Source organism: Leptospira sp. GIMC2001 (assembly GCF_028462125.1).
GTDB lineage: Bacteria > Spirochaetota > Leptospiria > Leptospirales > Leptospiraceae.
The window spans coordinates 494823-512634 of sequence record NZ_CP115468.1 but is presented as its reverse complement, the minus strand read 5'-3'; the positions used below and the strand labels follow the sequence as shown (position 1 = coordinate 512634).

The 17812-nt window shown below is 37.5% G+C and carries 20 protein-coding genes and 1 tRNA gene; 19 read left to right on the top strand and 2 right to left on the bottom strand.

Features of this window, described 5'->3' with window-relative positions; all coding sequences use genetic code 11:
• Positions 1-327: 327 nt before the first annotated feature.
• The 18 genes from O4O04_RS03895 (at position 328) to O4O04_RS03810 (ending at position 15948) form a co-directional block, all read left to right on the top strand.
• Positions 328-1293 carry a YHYH protein gene (locus O4O04_RS03895; RefSeq protein ID WP_336297490.1) on the top strand — a complete coding sequence of 322 codons (966 nt, stop codon included), beginning with the start codon at positions 328-330 and terminating at the stop codon, positions 1291-1293.
• Positions 1262-1864, top strand: coding sequence for a toxin-antitoxin system YwqK family antitoxin (locus O4O04_RS03890; RefSeq protein WP_272534299.1), 603 nt, complete (start codon positions 1262-1264; stop codon positions 1862-1864). Before O4O04_RS03895 ends, O4O04_RS03890 begins: the two co-directional genes overlap by 32 nt.
• Entirely contained in the window at positions 1854-2564 is a 711-nt protein-coding gene (locus O4O04_RS03885; protein ID WP_272534298.1) for an SCO family protein, read from the top strand. The genes O4O04_RS03890 and O4O04_RS03885 overlap by 11 nt, the downstream gene beginning before the upstream one ends.
• A gap of 405 nt (positions 2565-2969) precedes the next feature.
• The gene (locus O4O04_RS03880) at positions 2970-3641 is read left to right on the top strand and encodes a phospholipase A2 family protein (RefSeq protein ID WP_272534297.1); all 672 of its coding nucleotides are present in this window, start codon (positions 2970-2972) and stop codon (positions 3639-3641) included.
• 171 nt (positions 3642-3812) lie between these two features.
• Positions 3813-3968 carry a hypothetical protein gene (locus tag O4O04_RS03875; protein WP_272534296.1) on the top strand — a complete coding sequence of 52 codons (156 nt, stop codon included), beginning with the start codon at positions 3813-3815 and terminating at the stop codon, positions 3966-3968.
• Positions 3969-4380: 412 nt separating this feature from the next.
• Positions 4381-5562 carry an ACP S-malonyltransferase gene (locus O4O04_RS03870; RefSeq protein WP_272534295.1) on the top strand — a complete coding sequence of 394 codons (1182 nt, stop codon included), beginning with the start codon at positions 4381-4383 and terminating at the stop codon, positions 5560-5562.
• Positions 5563-5619: 57 nt separating this feature from the next.
• A complete protein-coding gene (locus O4O04_RS03865; RefSeq protein WP_272534294.1) occupies positions 5620-6582 on the top strand; it encodes a helix-turn-helix transcriptional regulator in 963 nt (320 codons plus the stop codon).
• A gap of 19 nt (positions 6583-6601) precedes the next feature.
• Positions 6602-7501: a 4-(cytidine 5'-diphospho)-2-C-methyl-D-erythritol kinase gene (gene ispE / locus O4O04_RS03860; protein WP_272534292.1), complete on the top strand. Its 900-nt coding sequence runs from the start codon at positions 6602-6604 to the stop codon at positions 7499-7501.
• 5 nt (positions 7502-7506) lie between these two features.
• Positions 7507-7582: transfer RNA gene (locus O4O04_RS03855), tRNA-Gln, on the top strand.
• 31 nt (positions 7583-7613) lie between these two features.
• On the top strand, positions 7614-8372 hold the full coding sequence (locus tag O4O04_RS03850) for a sugar phosphate nucleotidyltransferase (RefSeq protein WP_272534290.1): 759 nt from the start codon (positions 7614-7616) through the stop codon (positions 8370-8372).
• Positions 8369-9313 (top strand): ribose-phosphate diphosphokinase, encoded by a 945-nt coding sequence (locus tag O4O04_RS03845; protein WP_272534287.1) that lies wholly within the window; start codon positions 8369-8371, stop codon positions 9311-9313. Before O4O04_RS03850 ends, O4O04_RS03845 begins: the two co-directional genes overlap by 4 nt.
• Before the next feature lie 17 nt (positions 9314-9330).
• Positions 9331-9963: a 50S ribosomal protein L25/general stress protein Ctc gene (locus O4O04_RS03840; RefSeq protein WP_272534286.1), complete on the top strand. Its 633-nt coding sequence runs from the start codon at positions 9331-9333 to the stop codon at positions 9961-9963.
• Positions 9964-10001: 38 nt separating this feature from the next.
• The gene (pth, locus tag O4O04_RS03835) at positions 10002-10574 is read left to right on the top strand and encodes an aminoacyl-tRNA hydrolase (protein WP_272534285.1); all 573 of its coding nucleotides are present in this window, start codon (positions 10002-10004) and stop codon (positions 10572-10574) included.
• Positions 10575-10591: 17 nt separating this feature from the next.
• The gene (gene ftsH / locus O4O04_RS03830; protein ID WP_272534283.1) at positions 10592-12553 is read left to right on the top strand and encodes an ATP-dependent zinc metalloprotease FtsH; all 1962 of its coding nucleotides are present in this window, start codon (positions 10592-10594) and stop codon (positions 12551-12553) included.
• Position 12554: 1 nt separating this feature from the next.
• Entirely contained in the window at positions 12555-13016 is a 462-nt protein-coding gene (locus tag O4O04_RS03825) for an EVE domain-containing protein (protein ID WP_272534282.1), read from the top strand.
• Between the two features lie 32 nt (positions 13017-13048).
• Positions 13049-15193, top strand: coding sequence for a cation:proton antiporter (locus O4O04_RS03820; protein ID WP_272534281.1), 2145 nt, complete (start codon positions 13049-13051; stop codon positions 15191-15193).
• Positions 15194-15325: 132 nt separating this feature from the next.
• The gene (locus O4O04_RS03815) at positions 15326-15565 is read left to right on the top strand and encodes an AbrB/MazE/SpoVT family DNA-binding domain-containing protein (protein ID WP_272534280.1); all 240 of its coding nucleotides are present in this window, start codon (positions 15326-15328) and stop codon (positions 15563-15565) included.
• Positions 15562-15948 carry a type II toxin-antitoxin system death-on-curing family toxin gene (locus O4O04_RS03810; RefSeq protein WP_272534279.1) on the top strand — a complete coding sequence of 129 codons (387 nt, stop codon included), beginning with the start codon at positions 15562-15564 and terminating at the stop codon, positions 15946-15948. The genes O4O04_RS03815 and O4O04_RS03810 overlap by 4 nt, the downstream gene beginning before the upstream one ends.
• A gap of 53 nt (positions 15949-16001) precedes the next feature.
• Here the strand turns inward: O4O04_RS03810 and O4O04_RS03805 are convergent, their stop codons facing one another.
• Together O4O04_RS03805 and O4O04_RS03800 are read right to left on the bottom strand one after the other, a co-directional pair.
• Entirely contained in the window at positions 16002-16988 is a 987-nt protein-coding gene (locus O4O04_RS03805) for a class I SAM-dependent methyltransferase (protein ID WP_272534278.1), read from the bottom strand.
• Positions 16975-17298 carry a transmembrane 220 family protein gene (locus O4O04_RS03800; RefSeq protein WP_272534277.1) on the bottom strand — a complete coding sequence of 108 codons (324 nt, stop codon included), beginning with the start codon at positions 17296-17298 and terminating at the stop codon, positions 16975-16977. The genes O4O04_RS03805 and O4O04_RS03800 overlap by 14 nt, the downstream gene beginning before the upstream one ends.
• A gap of 58 nt (positions 17299-17356) precedes the next feature.
• Here O4O04_RS03800 and O4O04_RS03795 point away from each other — a divergent pair, with 58 nt between their 5' ends.
• Entirely contained in the window at positions 17357-17761 is a 405-nt protein-coding gene (locus O4O04_RS03795) for a ribonuclease HI family protein (RefSeq protein ID WP_272536012.1), read from the top strand.
• Positions 17762-17812 lie beyond the last annotated feature (51 nt).

The window sequence follows — 17812 nt, the reverse complement described above, 5'->3', positions numbered from 1 at the left end:
AACTCGTTCCTGAATTTATTGGATTATTACTGATTGGTATTATTCTCGCAAAATCCTGGGAATACACCAAAAGTCTTTATTTTTCCATTGGGATACTGAAGAAAAACGAGAACCTCTTTTTATAAGAACAAATGTTCATATTTAGAAATTTCGAATTACACCACTTTAAAGAACAATTAAATATAAAATTCAGCCAGATAATATCGAACCTCATCCAAATTTGAGATTATAATAATTCTAGAATTAGAAAAAATATATTGACAAATTAGAAGATCGAACTAGATTTTCTATCTATTCTTATTCAATTTACTGGGAAGGCATTTTACTATGATCAAAAAAATTAAATATACAGCTTTTGTATGCTGCGTTGGTTTACTTATAACATGTGCAGAGAAATCCGATTCGAACGACACAGAGACATTTGGACTACTGGCTCTTCTATTAAATAGTTCATCGGGAGTTGGACCAAATACGGCTACAACAACACAGACTATTACGAACGCAACAGCAACCTTGAATGCATCGACTGGTTGTGTAACTGGTGTCGTTACAGCAATGGATAGTGCACTTCCATCGTGGATAAAAGATAATTTCAAATGTGCAGTTGGATATGTAAGTGGCTCTAATTATGTTTTCAAAGCAACAAATCTACCCAACTACAAGAGCTTTTACTGGGCTGGCAAAAACTTAGCTCAGAACAATGGTGTTGGAACCAGATATCCTCTCTATGAAGATCTACCCAATGGGATTGGCAATTCAGCTGGCACCAATGTGATCGCAAGCGGTAATTATGTTTACACAATTCCTGCGAACCCTTCCGTACAATCTGGTACAAAAACTGGAACACAGGGTGGAGGAAGAGTTTCCATAGCTATTACAGTAAATGGAGTCGTTGTATTCAATAATGCTGCTGCTCCAGGTGACACATTGGCAGCCGAAGTTATTACCTTTGATACATATAAAGGGCATCCTCAGAATACAGGAATCTATCACTACCACGCAGAACCCACTTCAATCAGTAATAATAACTCTGCTTTAATTGGAATTGCTCTGGATGGATACGCTTTGTACGGTAAGAAATGCGATAATGGAACCTCAGCAACTGGAGACGACTTCACACCTGATTCCACTGGGACAAATGTATTGGATTCTAACCACGGCCACACTGCAGTAACACAGCATTTTCCTAGTGCTACATATCACTATCATATTGCCTTTGATTCTACTGCAACAATTGATACTTTGATGGGATCCTTCTTTCATGGAGTTGCGGGAACTGCTACAAACAATTGATTTGAAATTTCCATTTTCTCGAATCTCAACATACCTTCTTATTATAGTTGGTATGTTTTTTTCTCTTCAATCCTGCAATAAAGATACTTTAGATACCAATTCGCCCGAACTTTCATATAAAGCTGGTCAGTTGCTCAAAAGTTCAGAGCCATTTACTGGAATTCTGAAGCAATACATACCAGCTAATGGAGAAACAAGTCTTACCGAATATGATAATGGTTGGGAGCATGGCAAATCAATTACAAGGTCTATTGATGGACAAGTAGTTGCAATACGGTATTATAATAATGGAAACAAAGAAGGAATCCATGAAACTTTCTATTTAGATGGAACCAAGAAAACTCGATCAGAATTCAAAGAAGGACGCTACATTAATGAGAGATGGGAGTGGCATCAAAATGGAAATCCATATATTTATGAAAAATTTGATGATAGAGGGAACACGCAAGTGAGTAAAATTTGGCGAGAATCAGGTCAGATTTATATGAATTTTGTGAATAGCGAGGGTAAAAATGTCGGACTCCCCAGTAGCAAAGTGTGTGATCCCATAAATGATAAAAATGAAAGATAAAATTTCTTATCCTTATATTATTATTTTCGCATATACGATATTATTCTTCCTTACTTTCAATTCAACATCATGCAAACAAACTCCAGACGATTCGGAATTTAGTTTCTATAGCGAACCCAAACCAGGAATACTTCCTTATTTCAAAGGTAAGTCGATGGATCCATATTGGTTGGACAACGGTGATACTCCAACTTCTATAACGGATCTTAAAAAACTGCGCAATTTATCGATGAAAAGTCATTTGGATGAGGGAATCAATCTTGATTCATATAAAGGTAAATTTGTTTTGATGACTTTTTTCTATGCAACCTGCAAGGGAATCTGTTCAATGATAACAACAAATATGCGAGACTTGTATAATGATTTAGGGAACGTTAAAGATCTGGAGTTTATTTCCATTACCATCAATCCAACAGAAGATAGTCCTGAAGTTATGAATAAATTTCGGAAGAGATTTAAGATTGAAGGAACAAATTGGAAATTTTTGAATGGGGATAAAAATAATGTTTATTCTTTTGCACGTGAGGAATTGGGCGCAGATGTAAGTGTTATCAAGGGAGAGGATAATCTCGATGATTTTGTCCATACTGAAAATATTTTTTTCTTCGATAAAGAGGGATATCTTAGAGGAGTTTATAGAGCACGTGGAAAAGGTGACTTAGTTCGACTCATGGATGATTGGAAAACTATTTCTCAATGAATGAATTGAGCAAATCTTCCAGAAAGTAAATTCAGTTGTTATTCTCTCTCTTCTATAAATTATTCTTCAGTTAGTTCTTGATTGAGTTCATCTTGGACAAATCACATAATTAAAGATCGATAATATTTATTGCACTCGCCATTCATTTAGTTAATCCAGTAGATTGAATTTGATGTTGAACTCGGTCTTGATGCTTTCTTTCTTACTTTCTAGCCCCGGACTTAAGTGCCGGGCTAGAAATCATCAAACTACCAATTACTCTGAATTACTCATACCAATCTTTTTTACACCAATAAACTATGGAGAAAGTCTTAACCTATCAATACTAATGTGGAAAATTCAACTGGTGTCCGCTATAAAATTAGGTTGATGAAAAATGCATATTTTTGTATAATTTTCTGAAATATGGGTCTAACTCTTCCATTTCAATTAGTAATCTTGCTTGTCTATGGAACGATTTATATGGTGGATCCAGATTTTCGTGAAAGTGAGAAAATTAGAATCGCAACTGAGAAGGCTAGAATGGAAGAAGCACGTCGAAAGGCAACGATTGATGCTCGGCTATTCCAGGAATCAGCTATCACAGAATCTGCGTTAGTTGATTTTGAAAATGGCAAAAATCTTACCAAAAATTGCTTTAATGAATCGTTCTATTGTGCTAAGAATAAAAAAATACTAAACGATTTAGAGTCTGAATCTAGATCGAATAGGAATAAATCAAAATTTCTCTACGATTTTTCAAAGGCATTAAAAGCTAAAAATGAAAAAATTTTCTATGGCTGTTATTGTCGCAAGAACATCGAACCAAAAGTTTTTGAAAATTGTCCGGTCGATGACTTAGATCAATTTTGCAAGAACAATCATGAATGTTATAATGAACTTATGTATGAATACAAAAATTCTGAAAGTTGCAAAAATAAATTTATCACCTTTTTGAATAAAATGAACTTGGACAAGGATTATTCCGGTTATACCTTAGATGAAGGAATCAAAATTCAGAAAATGCGAGCGATCTATTCTTCTGTAATTTTCAATGATTTGCTCTCGAAGATGAAGGAATCACACGAATCTAAATAGGTTCATTAAATTGATTCAAGTTAAGCAGAGCGAATCCGACTCCCTCACCCAACCAGCAATACCCATAATTTTCTTCTTTAGCAAATCTCCAATTCACCGATGTTCACATTAGGGAATAAAATTCCTTGACAATTATGTCACATTAGAATTATGCTTTCTAGGGAGAACCGTATGTTTTACTTGCAACTTGCATTATTGTACGAAGATTTCACTGCTGGAAGAATGGATCTAGAAACCTATTCCGAAAATATTATTCTACTGGCTCAAGACCACCAGAGACTCAAAGAAGAAAAAGAAAACTCTCAAACCACCACAAAAGCAGCCTGATAGTCTCAACAAGAAATCGGTTGTTTTATAGAATACTATTTTTTCTAAAATCTAACTCTGATTCAATAAATTAATATTCAAATACTTATTGGATTATCAACCTAACAACAATTATAAAAAAACTCCATCCATCATTTACCCTATGCTACAATGATTTCAATGGCAAATTCCATGCAAGAATCTGATTCTGAGGTAAGCCAACTGGATTTTACTTTCTTTAATGAGAAAGAAATTGCCTCGATTCGAAATATTTGATCATAGAACCTTCCCTGGATCGAGAAAGGTTTTTTGACCGTTTGGATAAATAGGCGTAAATCAAATTTTACGGACTAGAAACCGGTACCGCTTTCTCGCTTGATTCCTGGACTTTCTGAATTAATTTGACTCCAAAGAATACTAAGGATGGAACCAAATGAGTTCAGCACCTATTTTAGAAAATTTACGATCTGAAAACAAAAAAATATTCATTCAGTTCGGTGGACAAGGATCCCCTTGGATCAAAGAACTTTCCAAGTTATACCAAGAGCCTTCATTAAAATCTTTTTTCGATATGACATTCGAAACCATAGCGAAAGAAGTAAAACGCACTGATGATAAAGTCCGATTTGATCAAGGATTTGATCTTAAATCTTGGCTTGAGAACCCAGAATCCGCTCCTTTGGAAGACTATCTATGTCGTGCATGCATATCAGTTCCAACCATTATGGCAGCTCAAGTTGGCAATTATTTATTGCTAGTTAATAATGGTTATAAAACGGCAGATCTCATCGCACAAACTGCTGCTGGTTCGGGTCATAGCCAAGGAATTATTGCATCATGCTTAATTGCACTTGGTAAAGATGGTGATGATTTTCTCCAAGCTTATTCAGATTTCTTATCTTTCGAATTTTGGATGGGTTATAGAGGACAACTTGCTTACCCAGATTACAACGTTAGTCAAGAATTAGTTGACAAGAATCTTGCAATTGGAGACAAAAACCCGTCGCCAATGGTAGCTGTGATCGGTTATTCTAAGGATGAACTAGAAGAAAGAGTCAACGCTTTCAATAAAGAAAACAACCTAACAGAGAAAACTGCAGTTTACATTAGCTTGTACAATACTCCAGATTCGATGATCCTATCAACCATTCCAGAATCACTTCTGGCATTTAGAACGAAATTCAAAGCAGAAATGGATGAAAGAAAAGCAAAATTTGTTTATCTCAAAACAACAGCACCTTTTCACTGTCCGTTCATGAATTCTACATGGCCAGAATTCAAAGAAAAAGATTACGATTACCTAAGATTCAACTACAAAGGTTCCGATCTCAAATTCCCTATCTATGGAATTTTTGATGGAAAGAATCTTCAAGAAACTCCTGACCTCAAAGAGCGTCTTTTCAAAACTGTACTCATTGAACCATTGTATTGGGACAAAGCAGTTTCGGTTTTGTGGACGAACTCAGAAATATCAACGATTCTTGATTTTGGACCTTCCACTGTAGCACAAAAGCTAACTGGTGGTCATCTCAAAGCAAAAGAGATCGAAAAACAATCATTATGCGTTTCGAGCCCAAAAGAATTAAAAGTTCTTCTTGGAACTTCTGATAAATAAGGATTTAAAAAAAGACAATGATTGGTTGTATTTCTTGCAAAAGGATAGAAAAATAAAATGAATCCGAAAACAAGAGAGACAGCCAATCGACTCAATCTCATACGAATTCTAAGCTCGGCTCCAAATGGACTAAGCCTTGAAGAATTGAAGCTGATATCTGGCATCTCATCTGATGCTGAACTTAAGAAATCCCTTGGAAAACTCTATATGGTAGGCACCTACCCTTATAGTCCAATGGACTACCTCGAGCTCGATTATGATGGAACTAATGTTAGACTAATTTTTCCGCAGAATCCAAATAAAACTTTAGTCCTGACATCTCGCGAATGGTTACTTCTCCGAGACTCAATAGAATTAGAAATTTCGAATACAGATAAAACATCCCCGAATTGGAAGACTCTGCAAGGCATACTTACAAAAATCAAGAAAATTCTTCCTTATGATAAGGTTGAATCTTTTACAATGACCAAGACTTTAATACGCGAATCCATTAGCGTAAACCAGACAATACTTTTTGATTATACAACTAGAGATGGCGATAGAATCGAATCTAGAAAAGTAGATCCTTGGCTACTGATAGAAGATAATAATGATTATCTGATTGGATATTGCCACACAAGAAAGTCTACACGGAATTTTCGATTGGAATCTATTACAAATCTTACGCTTACAGAATTTCAATTCGAAAAGCCTAAGCAATCCATTTCTCAATCATCACTTGATCAATTCCAGAAACTCCTACACAGCCAATCAATTGAAAGTGAAATAGCTGAATTCTACCATACCCGAGAATCCTATTATTATTTGAATGATCTATTCGACTTAACAACCAATAAAAATCCAGTCAATATCGATGGTCGAGAAATGATTCAATCCACTTGTATGATTCGCGAAACCAAATGGTTTATCGATAATCTAATTGGATTTCTACCTGATGTAATTCTCACCAAACCCATATATTTGGTAGACCAAATACAAAAATTAGCATCCTTCGCAAAAAGACATCCTGAAATACAATGAATGATTGGCTGAGTGAATTATGAAATTATTTTCACCTGCCAAGATTAACTTAGGGCTGAGAATACCTTACAAAAGAAAAGAAGACAACTACCACCAGATTGAAAGTCTTTTTGTTCTTCTTGATTGGGGCGACCATCTTGAAATCAATTTTTCAGAATCGGACGATTGCCACCTAACAACTAAGATCGAATTACATCCCAGTAAAATATCCAAGATTGAATCAGTTCTCGAAACAGGAGATCTTCGTAAGAATTTAATATACAAAACCTGGAGTCTTGCACGAGAAATCAATCCCAACATTCCAGGGATCAATGTTCACCTAACAAAACGGATACCACCCGGAGGCGGGCTTGGTGGTGGGTCTTCCAACAGTGCAAGCGTTTGGAAATTTCTAGTTAAGAATAATTATGTCTCATTGGATCTTGCGAAGTCAGAAAGCTTAAAATTAGGAGCAGATATTCCCTTCTTTCTCTATGAGAAAAATGCTTGGGTTACAGGAATCGGTGAAAAAATTGAGACTGTTAGCATAAGCAATGGTTTTGGAGTAATTGCGGTTCCAGAAATTTCACTTCCAACAGCTGAAATGTACGCCAAACTGAAAAAACCTTTACAATTTACCCATCTCTCAAAAACATGGAATTCGCAAGAAGGTAAGATACTTTCCGCTTTGGAAGAAGGGAATTGGAAGTCACTTCAAGGCAATTTGACCAATGATTTTGAGTCAGTTGCTTACGAATTCCATCCTGATCTTCAAGAGATCCGAGATGCCTTTCTGGAAAATGGGGCGGAATATTCCTCTCTAACTGGTTCGGGTTCCAGCATTTACGGGCTGGTTTCAACCCCTATTCAGCAGAATCAGCTTCTCAATCAAATGAAGACGATTTTTCCAAAAATGGAATTTCATATTTTCTCGTTTTAGAGCATTGGGCTGTAGCCAAGTGGTAAGGCATCTGGTTTTGATCCAGACATCTCCTAGGTTCGAATCCTAGCAGCCCAGCCAATTCATTATTAAGTTATCCGGTACGGAGCACATGGACGCAGAGAAAGATATAACCGCCGTCATACTGGCTGCGGGCAAGGGAACTCGCATGAAAACCGAGAGCCCAAAAGTTGCAACGCTACTCGCTGGCAAACCACTGCTGATCCATGTACTCGATCATCTCCATCAAGCAAAAGTTGAGAAATCCGTCGTTGTTGTCGGATATAAGAAAGAAGAAATTATAAAAATCTGCGAAGGAATCCCTTCCATTCAATTCTGCGAACAGACTGAACAGTTAGGAACAGGCCATGCGGTTCTTGTTTGTAAAGATACGCTCCGCGATTTCAAAGGAACAGTCATAGTTGCTTGTGGTGACGCGCCAATGATATCATCTTCATCTTTCAAATCATTGATCGCATTACATAAAGAAGGTGGGTATGCAGCTACTCTTATGTCTGCAGATTTGGAAAATCCTACAGGTTATGGACGAATTGTTCGCAGCGCCGATGACGGATCTGTCTTAAGAATTGTAGAAGAAAAGGACGCAACTCCGGAAGAGAAAACTATTCGGGAAGTGAACACGGGTACATATTGTTTTGATTCAGAGTATCTCTGGGACGGACTTGCGAATGTCGGCAATCAAAATGCACAGAATGAATACTACCTCCCTGACCTCGTAAAAATATTTCGAAACAAAAATCTAAAAATTGGAGCTATGAAGCTCAAAAATTCTATTGAAAGTTACGGAATCAATTCTCCAGAGGACTTAGAATTTCTTTCCAAAATCCTGAGTGCAGGAGCTGCAAGATGAGCGAAAGAGATTCAATTTTAATTTTCTCTGGAAGTGCTAACAGAGCTTTGAGTGCAGAGATTTGCAAAAATGCTGGCGTTCCAGAAGGCGCAATATCACTCAAGAAATTTAACGACGGTGAAGTGTCAGTAAGAATTGAAGAGAATGTTCGTGGTCGTGATGCATTTGTAATTCAACCAACAAGCTATCCATCTAACGACAATATTATAGAACTCATTTTGATAATGGATGCTCTTCGCAGAGCATCAGCACGCCGCGTAACAGCTGTTATTCCTTATTATGGTTATGGCAGACAAGATAGAAAAGTAGAACCTCGTGTTCCTATTTCTGCACGAGTAGTAGCAGATCTTATTCAGACTATGGGACCTCATCGAATCCTGACTATGGATTTGCATGCTGATCAGATCCAAGGCTTTTTCTCTATACCCGTTGATCATTTGTTTTTTGCTCCTGTTCTTGCTGAATATATCAATACCAAGCAGTTGAGTGATCTTGTAATCGTATCACCAGATTCTGGTGGAGCTGAGAGAGCGAGATTTTTTGGTAAGAAAGTGAATGGTGGACTAGCTATCATTGATAAGCGAAGACCTAGAGCGAATGAATCTGAAGTAATGAATGTTATCGGAGATGTTAAGGACAAAAATTGTCTAATCCTCGATGATATGATTGATACAGGTGGCACGATTGGTAAAGCCGCAAAAGCTCTCCGTGAATCTGGTGCCAAATCTGTAATGTGCTGTGCGACTCATGCCGTTCTCTCCGGTGATGCTCCGAACATTTTGAACGCTGCAAATTTTGACGAAATTGTATTATCCAATACGATCAATATTCCTGAAAGCAAGAATATTAACAAGCTAAAGGTGCTGTCGATAGCTCCTCTATTTGCGAGAGCGATAGAAATCATTCACAATGAAGAATCGATAAGTAGTCTTTTCATATAAATCAAGAGGAACAAACCATGGAAAATATCCTAATCAAAACAACCCCAAGAAAACCAGAAGAAACAGGAAAGGGGCCGAACAATAGACTCAGAGCATCTGGAATGATTCCTATCAATGTTATCGGAAGTGGCAAATCACTTCTCGCGTCTGTAAACGAAAAAGATATGAACAAAATCATCGATTCTGGAATTCGTCAAGCTACTCTAATGGATCTTGAACTTGGTTCTGAGAAAGCTCGAGTGTTCGTAAAAGAAATCCAACGCTTTCCTCACACAGGACAGATCAGACATATTGATTTCTACAGAGTAACTCCAGGTAAGAAGATTCTTACTACAGTTTCGATCGAGACTACTGGTCTTGCAAAAGGCTCTAAAGCTGGTGGACAATTTGACCACTTGATCAAACAAATCAAAGTTAAATCAACTCCTGAAGATCTAGTTGATATTATCAAGATTGATGTTACAGGTCTTGATGTTGGTGACATGATCAAAGTAAGCCAACTTCCAGTTCCAAAATCTTGGGAAATTATCATGAACGGTGATCCGATTGTTGCCTCAGTTATGAAAACTAGAGCTTTGATTGCTCAAGAAAGAGCTGACAAAGAAGGCGATAAGAAAGGTGGAAAAGGTGATAAGAAGAAAGGGAAATAATTCCTTTCTTCTTCAGGAATAACTGAGATATATAAATTATGAAATTAATCGTTGGTCTCGGAAACCCTGGTGATAAATACAACAATAACCGTTCCAATATTGGTTTTAAGATTCTAGATGTTATTGCAAATAACACTGGAATCGAAATCAAAACCAAGAAAAAGAAATCTGTTATTGGTCGGGGAGATTTTGAAGGCGATGAGGTTGTACTTCTCAAGCCTCAAACTTTTAGTGATCTATCCGGCGAATCCGTCCTATACATCGCATCCTTTCTCAAGATTCAAGTTCATGATATAGTTGTAATCCAAGAAGATTGGACATTGCAATTGGGCTATATTGTAGTTCAGAAAGGTGGGGATTCTCACGGCCATCCAGGTATTGAATCTGTCGTCAAAGCGCTTCGCTCTCCACAATTCATTCGAATTCGGATCGGAATCAAAAATGGCGATTTCAATCCCAAGAAAAAAGATGATTTTTTGCGTGAAGATTTTGAACCAATGGAAAATCTAAGCCTTATACAGATAATTAATGATGCAGAAGCGGCAATTCGCTCAATATCAATGGGTGATATCGAGGAGGTTATTGAGAAATACCGATTGGGAGCCGTCTAATATAGGAGCAAATTGGAATGAATAAAAATCTTAAGAACGTAGTACTCGCATTATCCCTTCTCTTCCTTGGTCTTTTTGTTTTTATGAACAAAGAGAACGCAAATGACAAAGTAGAAAAAATTTCCTACTCCGAATTCCTGAACATGCTAGAGCCAATTGATGGTAAGAAGCCAATAGGAAAGATTGTAAGCGACGGAAAAGACAAAAAACAGCTCACAATAGGTAAAGAGACTATTGAAGGGTTCTTTATAGCAGAAGACAGCAAAGACCAAAAGCCCGTAAAATTCAAAACAAATATTGCACCCATCGAAGATGATCTCGTGCAAAAGCTAAGAAAAGGTAGAATACCTTTTGAAGCAGAAGTAATAGAAGAAAATAGATTTTTAAATATGCTAACAGCCATTATCCCTTGGATTCTTATTCTAGGAATTATCTGGTTCGTTATGATGCGACAACTCCAGGCAACTGGCAACAAGGCATTTACTTTTGGTAAATCACGAGCCAAGCTCAATGTTGACACCAAGATAAAAGTTACTTTCGACGATGTTGCAGGTTGTGATGAAGCAAAAGTTGAACTCCACGAAATTATAGAATTTCTAAAAGATCCAAAAAAATTCCAAGCAATTGGCGCGAGAATTCCAACTGGAGTTTTGCTCGTAGGTCCTCCAGGAACTGGTAAGACCTTACTTGCACGAGCAGTTGCAGGAGAAGCAGGTGTTCCCTTCTTCTCAATCTCTGGTTCAGACTTTGTGGAAATGTTTGTAGGTGTTGGTGCTTCAAGGGTTAGAGATCTTTTTGACCAAGGTAAGAAGAATAGCCCATGTATTATTTTTATTGATGAGATTGATGCGGTAGGAAGGCTTCGTGGAGCTGGACTCGGTGGCGGACATGATGAACGCGAACAGACTCTCAATCAGATGTTAGTTGAGATGGATGGTTTCGAGAAGAACGAAGGTGTAATTGTTATGGCAGCTACCAACCGAGCAGATGTTCTTGATCCAGCTCTCCTTCGACCAGGTCGTTTCGATAGACAAGTAACAGTTGGCCTTCCTGATGTAAAAGGTAGAGAAGAAATTCTTACTGTTCATGCGAAGAAAGTTCCTATGACTCCGGACATTTCCCTAAACCAGATCGCTCGCGGGACCCCTGGATTTACTGGAGCAGATTTAGCGAATCTTATCAATGAAGGAGCGCTTCTTGCTGCAAGACGTAATAAGAAACGCGTAACTCAATCTGAACTTGAAGAAGCACGCGATAAAGTTCTTATGGGTCCAGAGAGAAGATCTTTCTTCATATCTGAGACTGAGAAAGAAGTTATTGCCTACCATGAGGCAGGACATGCGATTTTGGCATCTCTACTTCCTTATACCGAGCCGGTTCACAAGGTCACAATCATTCCTCGCGGTGGAGCTCTAGGACTCACTCAGTCTCTACCAGCAGAAGAAAAGCATATCCATTCCAAACTCTATTGGCTAGACCAAATCGTTGTTGCTATGGGTGGATTTATTGCCGAAGAATTCAAATACGGAACTACTTCTACTGGTTCATCCAATGACATTCAGTATGCGACGAAAATCGCAAGAAAAATGGTCTGCGAATGGGGAATGAACGACAAGCTTGGAACAATCAACTATAGCGGTAACCATGACTCAGTTTTTGTTGGCAGAGATTATGGTGGCAATGCGAACAAAGATCATAGTGAAGAGTTTTCCGGTATGATCGACCAAGAAGTTAAGAAGATCGTGCAAACCAACCTTGATAAAGGTCGTGACATGATTCGTAAGAACGCTAAGAAATTAGAAGGTGTAGCAAAACTTTTACTTGCGAATGAGACCATTGATCATGAAGAATTGATGTCGATTGTTCATCCTGCAGGTTCTGCGGAAGCCAAGAAGAAAGCATCAACGAAATCCAACGGTAAACTTCCAGCGAAAGGTAAAGCAGGAGATTTGGGAACCAATCCCGCACTTTCCACCTAATATGAATTATTGGTTATTTAAGACCGAACCGAATGTATTTTCGATTGAGGACTTAAAGAACTCTCCCAACAAAACTTGTTTCTGGGAAGGTGTCCGAAATTACCAAGCCAGAAATCTCCTTCGCGATGATATCAAAAAAGGAGATTCGGTTTTATTCTATCATAGTCGAGTAGAACCAATTGGTATTGTTGGACTTGCCGTTGTTACAAAGGCTGGCTATCCCGATAAATTTGCATTTGAACCAAGCCATAAATACTTCGATCCCAAAAGCAAGCCAGAGAATCCGACATGGTATGGAGTGGATGTCAAATATGTTCGACATTTTCCTAGAGTTCTTACCTTGACAGAGCTCAAAGCCAATAAAGAATTAAGTAAAATGGTTCTAACTCAAAAAGGTTCCAGGCTATCAATTCAGCCAGTCACAGAATCGGAATACAACACTATTCTTGATCTCTCGAAATAAATTATTAATTATTCATGGAACCAATTTAAAATATGCCATCATTTTTCTTTCCACCAACTGCCGTAAATTTCAGCTTACCTCTCGAAGATCCAATCATGATCTTTTTTGTTGTTTTATCCGTAATTCTTTTTGCTCCCATTTTATTTAAAGCAATAAGAATTCCAGGTGTGATAGGATTGATCCTTTCAGGTGTTGCGATCGGACCCAAAGGTCTGAATCTACTGCAGAGAGACAACAGCATTGTACTTTTCGGAACTGTAGGATTGCTGTACATAATGTTCACAGCTGGTTTGGAAATTGATCTAACCGACTTCAAAAAAAATCGCAACAAAAGCATGATATTTGGTTTCTTAACATTTATCATTCCAATGGCGATGGGAATTCCGGCTGTTTATTATCTTCTAGATTTTAGTTTGCTCTCATCAATTCTTTTGGCATCGCTTCTTGCCTCTCATACATTACTTGCTTATCCCATAGTGAGTAAGTTAGGTGTTTCAAAAACAGATCCCGTTAATATTACAGTCGGTGGGACTTTGATAACCGATACGGCATCTCTCTTGGTTCTAGCTTTTATAACCGGAAGTTCGAAAGGAGATATCAATACTGAATTCTGGCTTACACTTGCAGGTTCCACTCTATTGTTTGGAATCACTGTGATTTTTGGGTTTCCATTCATTGGTCGATGGTTCTTTCGATCTGTACAAGACTCTGTATCTCAATATATTTTTGTTATTGCTATGGTATTTTTTGGAGGCTTTCTTGCTGAACTTGCAGGACTCGAACCAATAATTGGTGCCTTCTTATCAGGACTCGCTCTCAATCGTCTGATTCCGCATACATCTCCACTTATGAATCGTATAGATTTCGTAGGATCCGCAATTTTTATACCTTTCTTTTTGATCTCTGTCGGTATGTTAGTCGATCTCAAAGTATTGTTTCTTGGCACGGAGTCAATTTATACAGCGATAATTATGATTACCGTTGGACTCGCATCCAAGTGGATCGCAGCTTTTATAGCTCAAAAACTTTTTAATTACAACTCTGTTGAGAGAGGATTGATCTTCGGCTTATCAAGCGCTAGAGTCGCTGCAACCCTCGCGGCAGCACTGGTTGGATACAAATTGGGATTTCTCAATGAGAATGTTTTGAATGGATCCATTCTCATGATTTTGGTATCTTGCTTAGTCAGTTCTTTTGTAGCTGAGAAAAATGCAAAACTATTGGCAATGCAAGAGGAAAATAAAGAACCTGATTTAGCAGAAATTTCTGAGAGAATTCTTGTTCCCATATCCAATCCCAAAACAATCGAACAATTAATCAATCTAGCAGTAATTATACGAAATCAAGCATTGAAGCAACCAATTTATGCCTTATCTGTTGTTCGTGACAATGATGAAGTTGCTGAGAAAGTTCTTCTTGCAAATAAAATGTTAGAAAAAGTAATCAAGCATGCTTCTGCAACAGAAACCGAAGCTCAAGTAATCACAAGAGTTGATTTGAATATAGCCAATGGAATATTACGTGCATCCAAAGATCTCGTTGCAAGTGATATCCTAATTGGTTGGAATGCAAAGATCACAGCCAAAGATAAAATTTTTGGATCGGTTCTTGATATCGTTCTACGGAAATCTCCGCAGATGATATGGGTCTGTAAATGGGAAGATCCTATCAACGTAATCAAGAATATTGTGGTTGTGGTTCCGAAAAACTCAGAGTATGAATCAGGTTTTGCTGGATGGATATCGAGACTCAAAAAAATATCCAAGGAACTCGGTAGTAAATTAATATTTTACTGTGATCCAAAAATCAATTCGAGAATTGAACGAGAACTGAAAAAATCTAAATCTTCTATTGATGCAACATTTGAAGAATTCTCTAATCTTAGTAATATAAAAAGCCTCCAATCTAAAATCGGCAAAGATGATCTATTGGTTGCCATACAATCAAGAAGAGGTTCCGTATCATTCAATCTTGCAATGGAGGATACTCCTCGACTGATTGCAAAATATTTCTCTCATGCCAATTTTATTTTTCTATATCCAGACTCAAAAGGCTTAAACGATAACGACATTCATGTGGATGAATACGAAGGATTCATTGGGCCGATTCAAGAGAACGTGGAACGTATTCGCAAGTTTGCTGATTTTTTCAGAAATATTTTCAAAAAAGAAAACTAGATTTGGGCATGATCAAGAGTCTGAAGTCTCTTTAGATTTGTATCAAGAGGCATCCAAAACACCAATCAAAGTCAATTGGAAAATAAATTAAAATTTCATTGACGCTATTTCGTAACTACATATGTTATAACTATGAAAACTTCATCTGTGCAAAAGACAACAATTCGGGCTATCGGAAATTCTGCAGGAGCTACAATTCCAAAACTACTTTTAGATAAATATAATTTTCACGAAGGAGATACCATATTTCTCATTGAAACCGAAAATGGTATTTTATTATCTCCTTTTGATCCAGACTTTGAAGTCTCTCTGGGATTATATCAAGAAGCATCGAAAAAATATAGAAACGCTCTAAAAGAACTTGCGAAATGAAAAACGAGCCAAAATGGCTGAATAGCAAAATCGCCGACGCAATACATATCGATCAGATCAAACAGCATGGCGGCTCAATGGGAATCCGAGATAAAGGTTTACTTGAATCAGCCATGGATAGACCTAAGAACAAATGGAATTATGATCCTAGCTCGAGTATATTTGAACTCGCTGCGTCTTTAGGAGTTGGCATCGCAAAGAATCACCCTTTTATGGATGGAAATAAAAGGACATCATTTCTATTGATGTATATTTTTTTAGCTTTGAATGGTTTTAAAATCGAAACATCCGAGGAAAATGTCGTTCAGGTAATGCTTTCCGTTGCTGATGGAACGACTAAAGAAAAAGAATTGGCTAAATGGCTCGAAGAATACTCAGTATAAATTTGATATAAAATCAGGATTTATTAATATAAAATCAACTAATCTGCGTTTAACTATATTTTCTTTGATATTCTCCAAGTATAGTGGATCTTCTGATCACGGAAATCTCTGGGAATCGTAGAAGCGGATATATCCAAGACTTCAAACTGATTCAAAATCGATTCATCCATTTTGAATTTACGAAAATTTGTAGAGAAATACAAAATTCCTGACTTAGTAAGGAACTTCTGAACCAAAACTTTTATCAATTCTGTATGATCTTTTTGCAGATCAAAAATTTCATCAGTTCGCTTGCTATTGGAAAATGTTGGAGGATCTAAAACAATGAGATCATACTGCTTACGATGCTGATTGAGAGATTCCCTTCTAATCCAAGAAAGTACATCATCAGCAATCAAAACATTGTCTCTAAGATTCAATCCATTCAGTCTTAGATTGTCTTCAGCCCAATTGATATATACATTGGATAGATCAATGCTAGTCGTCGAACTACTTCCGTTGAGTGCAGAATGAACGGAAAATGAACCAGTATAGCAGAATAGATTCAAAACATCCAAATTCTTAGATTCCTCAGCGACTCTCATGCGCAGTGGACGATGATCTAGGAATAAACCCACATCCAGATAATCACTGAGATTGATTTTGAATTTGGCTTTGTCTTCCTTGGCAATGATATCAATATGATCTTGGGATAATTTTTCGTATTGTGATTTGCCTTTTTTCTTCTCTCTCAACTTAACATAAACGTTGTTTGAAAGATTCAGAACTTCCTTTATGATCGTGAGAATTCTTCCAATCCTCTCATCCATGATCTCGTCTGTTTCGTCATAAGGCCCTCGAAAATAATGCAGTACAATATGTCCTGAATAGGAATCAATTGCAACAGGCACTTGAGGCACATCTTTATCGTAAATTCTAAAGCAATCTATTCCGTTACGAATTGCCCATTTCGATATTTCTTTTTTATTCTTGGTGAGACGGTTTCGAAACATTTCCAGACCGCCCTCGCCGATAGATTGTGGCCTGCTATCTATGTTCACGAAATTTTCGATCAAGTAACCAATAGCTAAGAATGACTAAACCAGCGATCAATAGACCAAAAGTTTCATTCACTTCTTGCAACATCAATGTCCACTTACGAACATGGAGTGCCCAAGCAAAAGACATTCCAAAATAAAATCCCGCAGATAAAAGAATAAGTAATAATGGTGGCCTTCGGAAATATCCGATTGTCGCGAGTAGAACAATAAATCCGTAAAGAGAAAACCATAGTAATGCATCCCGATCGTTTAATTGAAGATATGCGAAAACTGAGAAAACAAGTATAACCATTAAGGAATAAAGTTTCATATGTATACTTGAACTTTTAGCATTTGACCCAAATTGTCAATGCTGTAATTTGGAGATGATGGTAAAAATCTATTGCGACGGCGCATCCAAAGGCAATCCGGGACCTGCGTCCATTGGTGTCTGGGCAACAGACGAATCTGGAGATGGTCTGGGTGGAGAAAAGATTTTTGAGCTATCGGAAACTTTTGGCAAGACCACCAACAATCAAGCTGAATGGCAGGCACTGGTTCGATCTCTGGAAGAAGCGAATCGACTGGGAATCCAAGCGATCCAAGTTCATATGGACTCCGAACTAGTTGTCCGCCAAGTTACAAGAATTTACAAAGTCAAAAAACCTGAATTGAAACCATACTTTGATCAAGCTACAAAATTGATTGCGAATTTTAAAAGTTTTTCCATCAAACATATTCCACGAGAGCTCAATAAAAAAGCAGATGCTCTTGCAAATCTTGCCCTGAGCTAAATTCCGGATTCCCCATCTCAGATTACTGATTAAAAGTTAGTTCAAATTCTT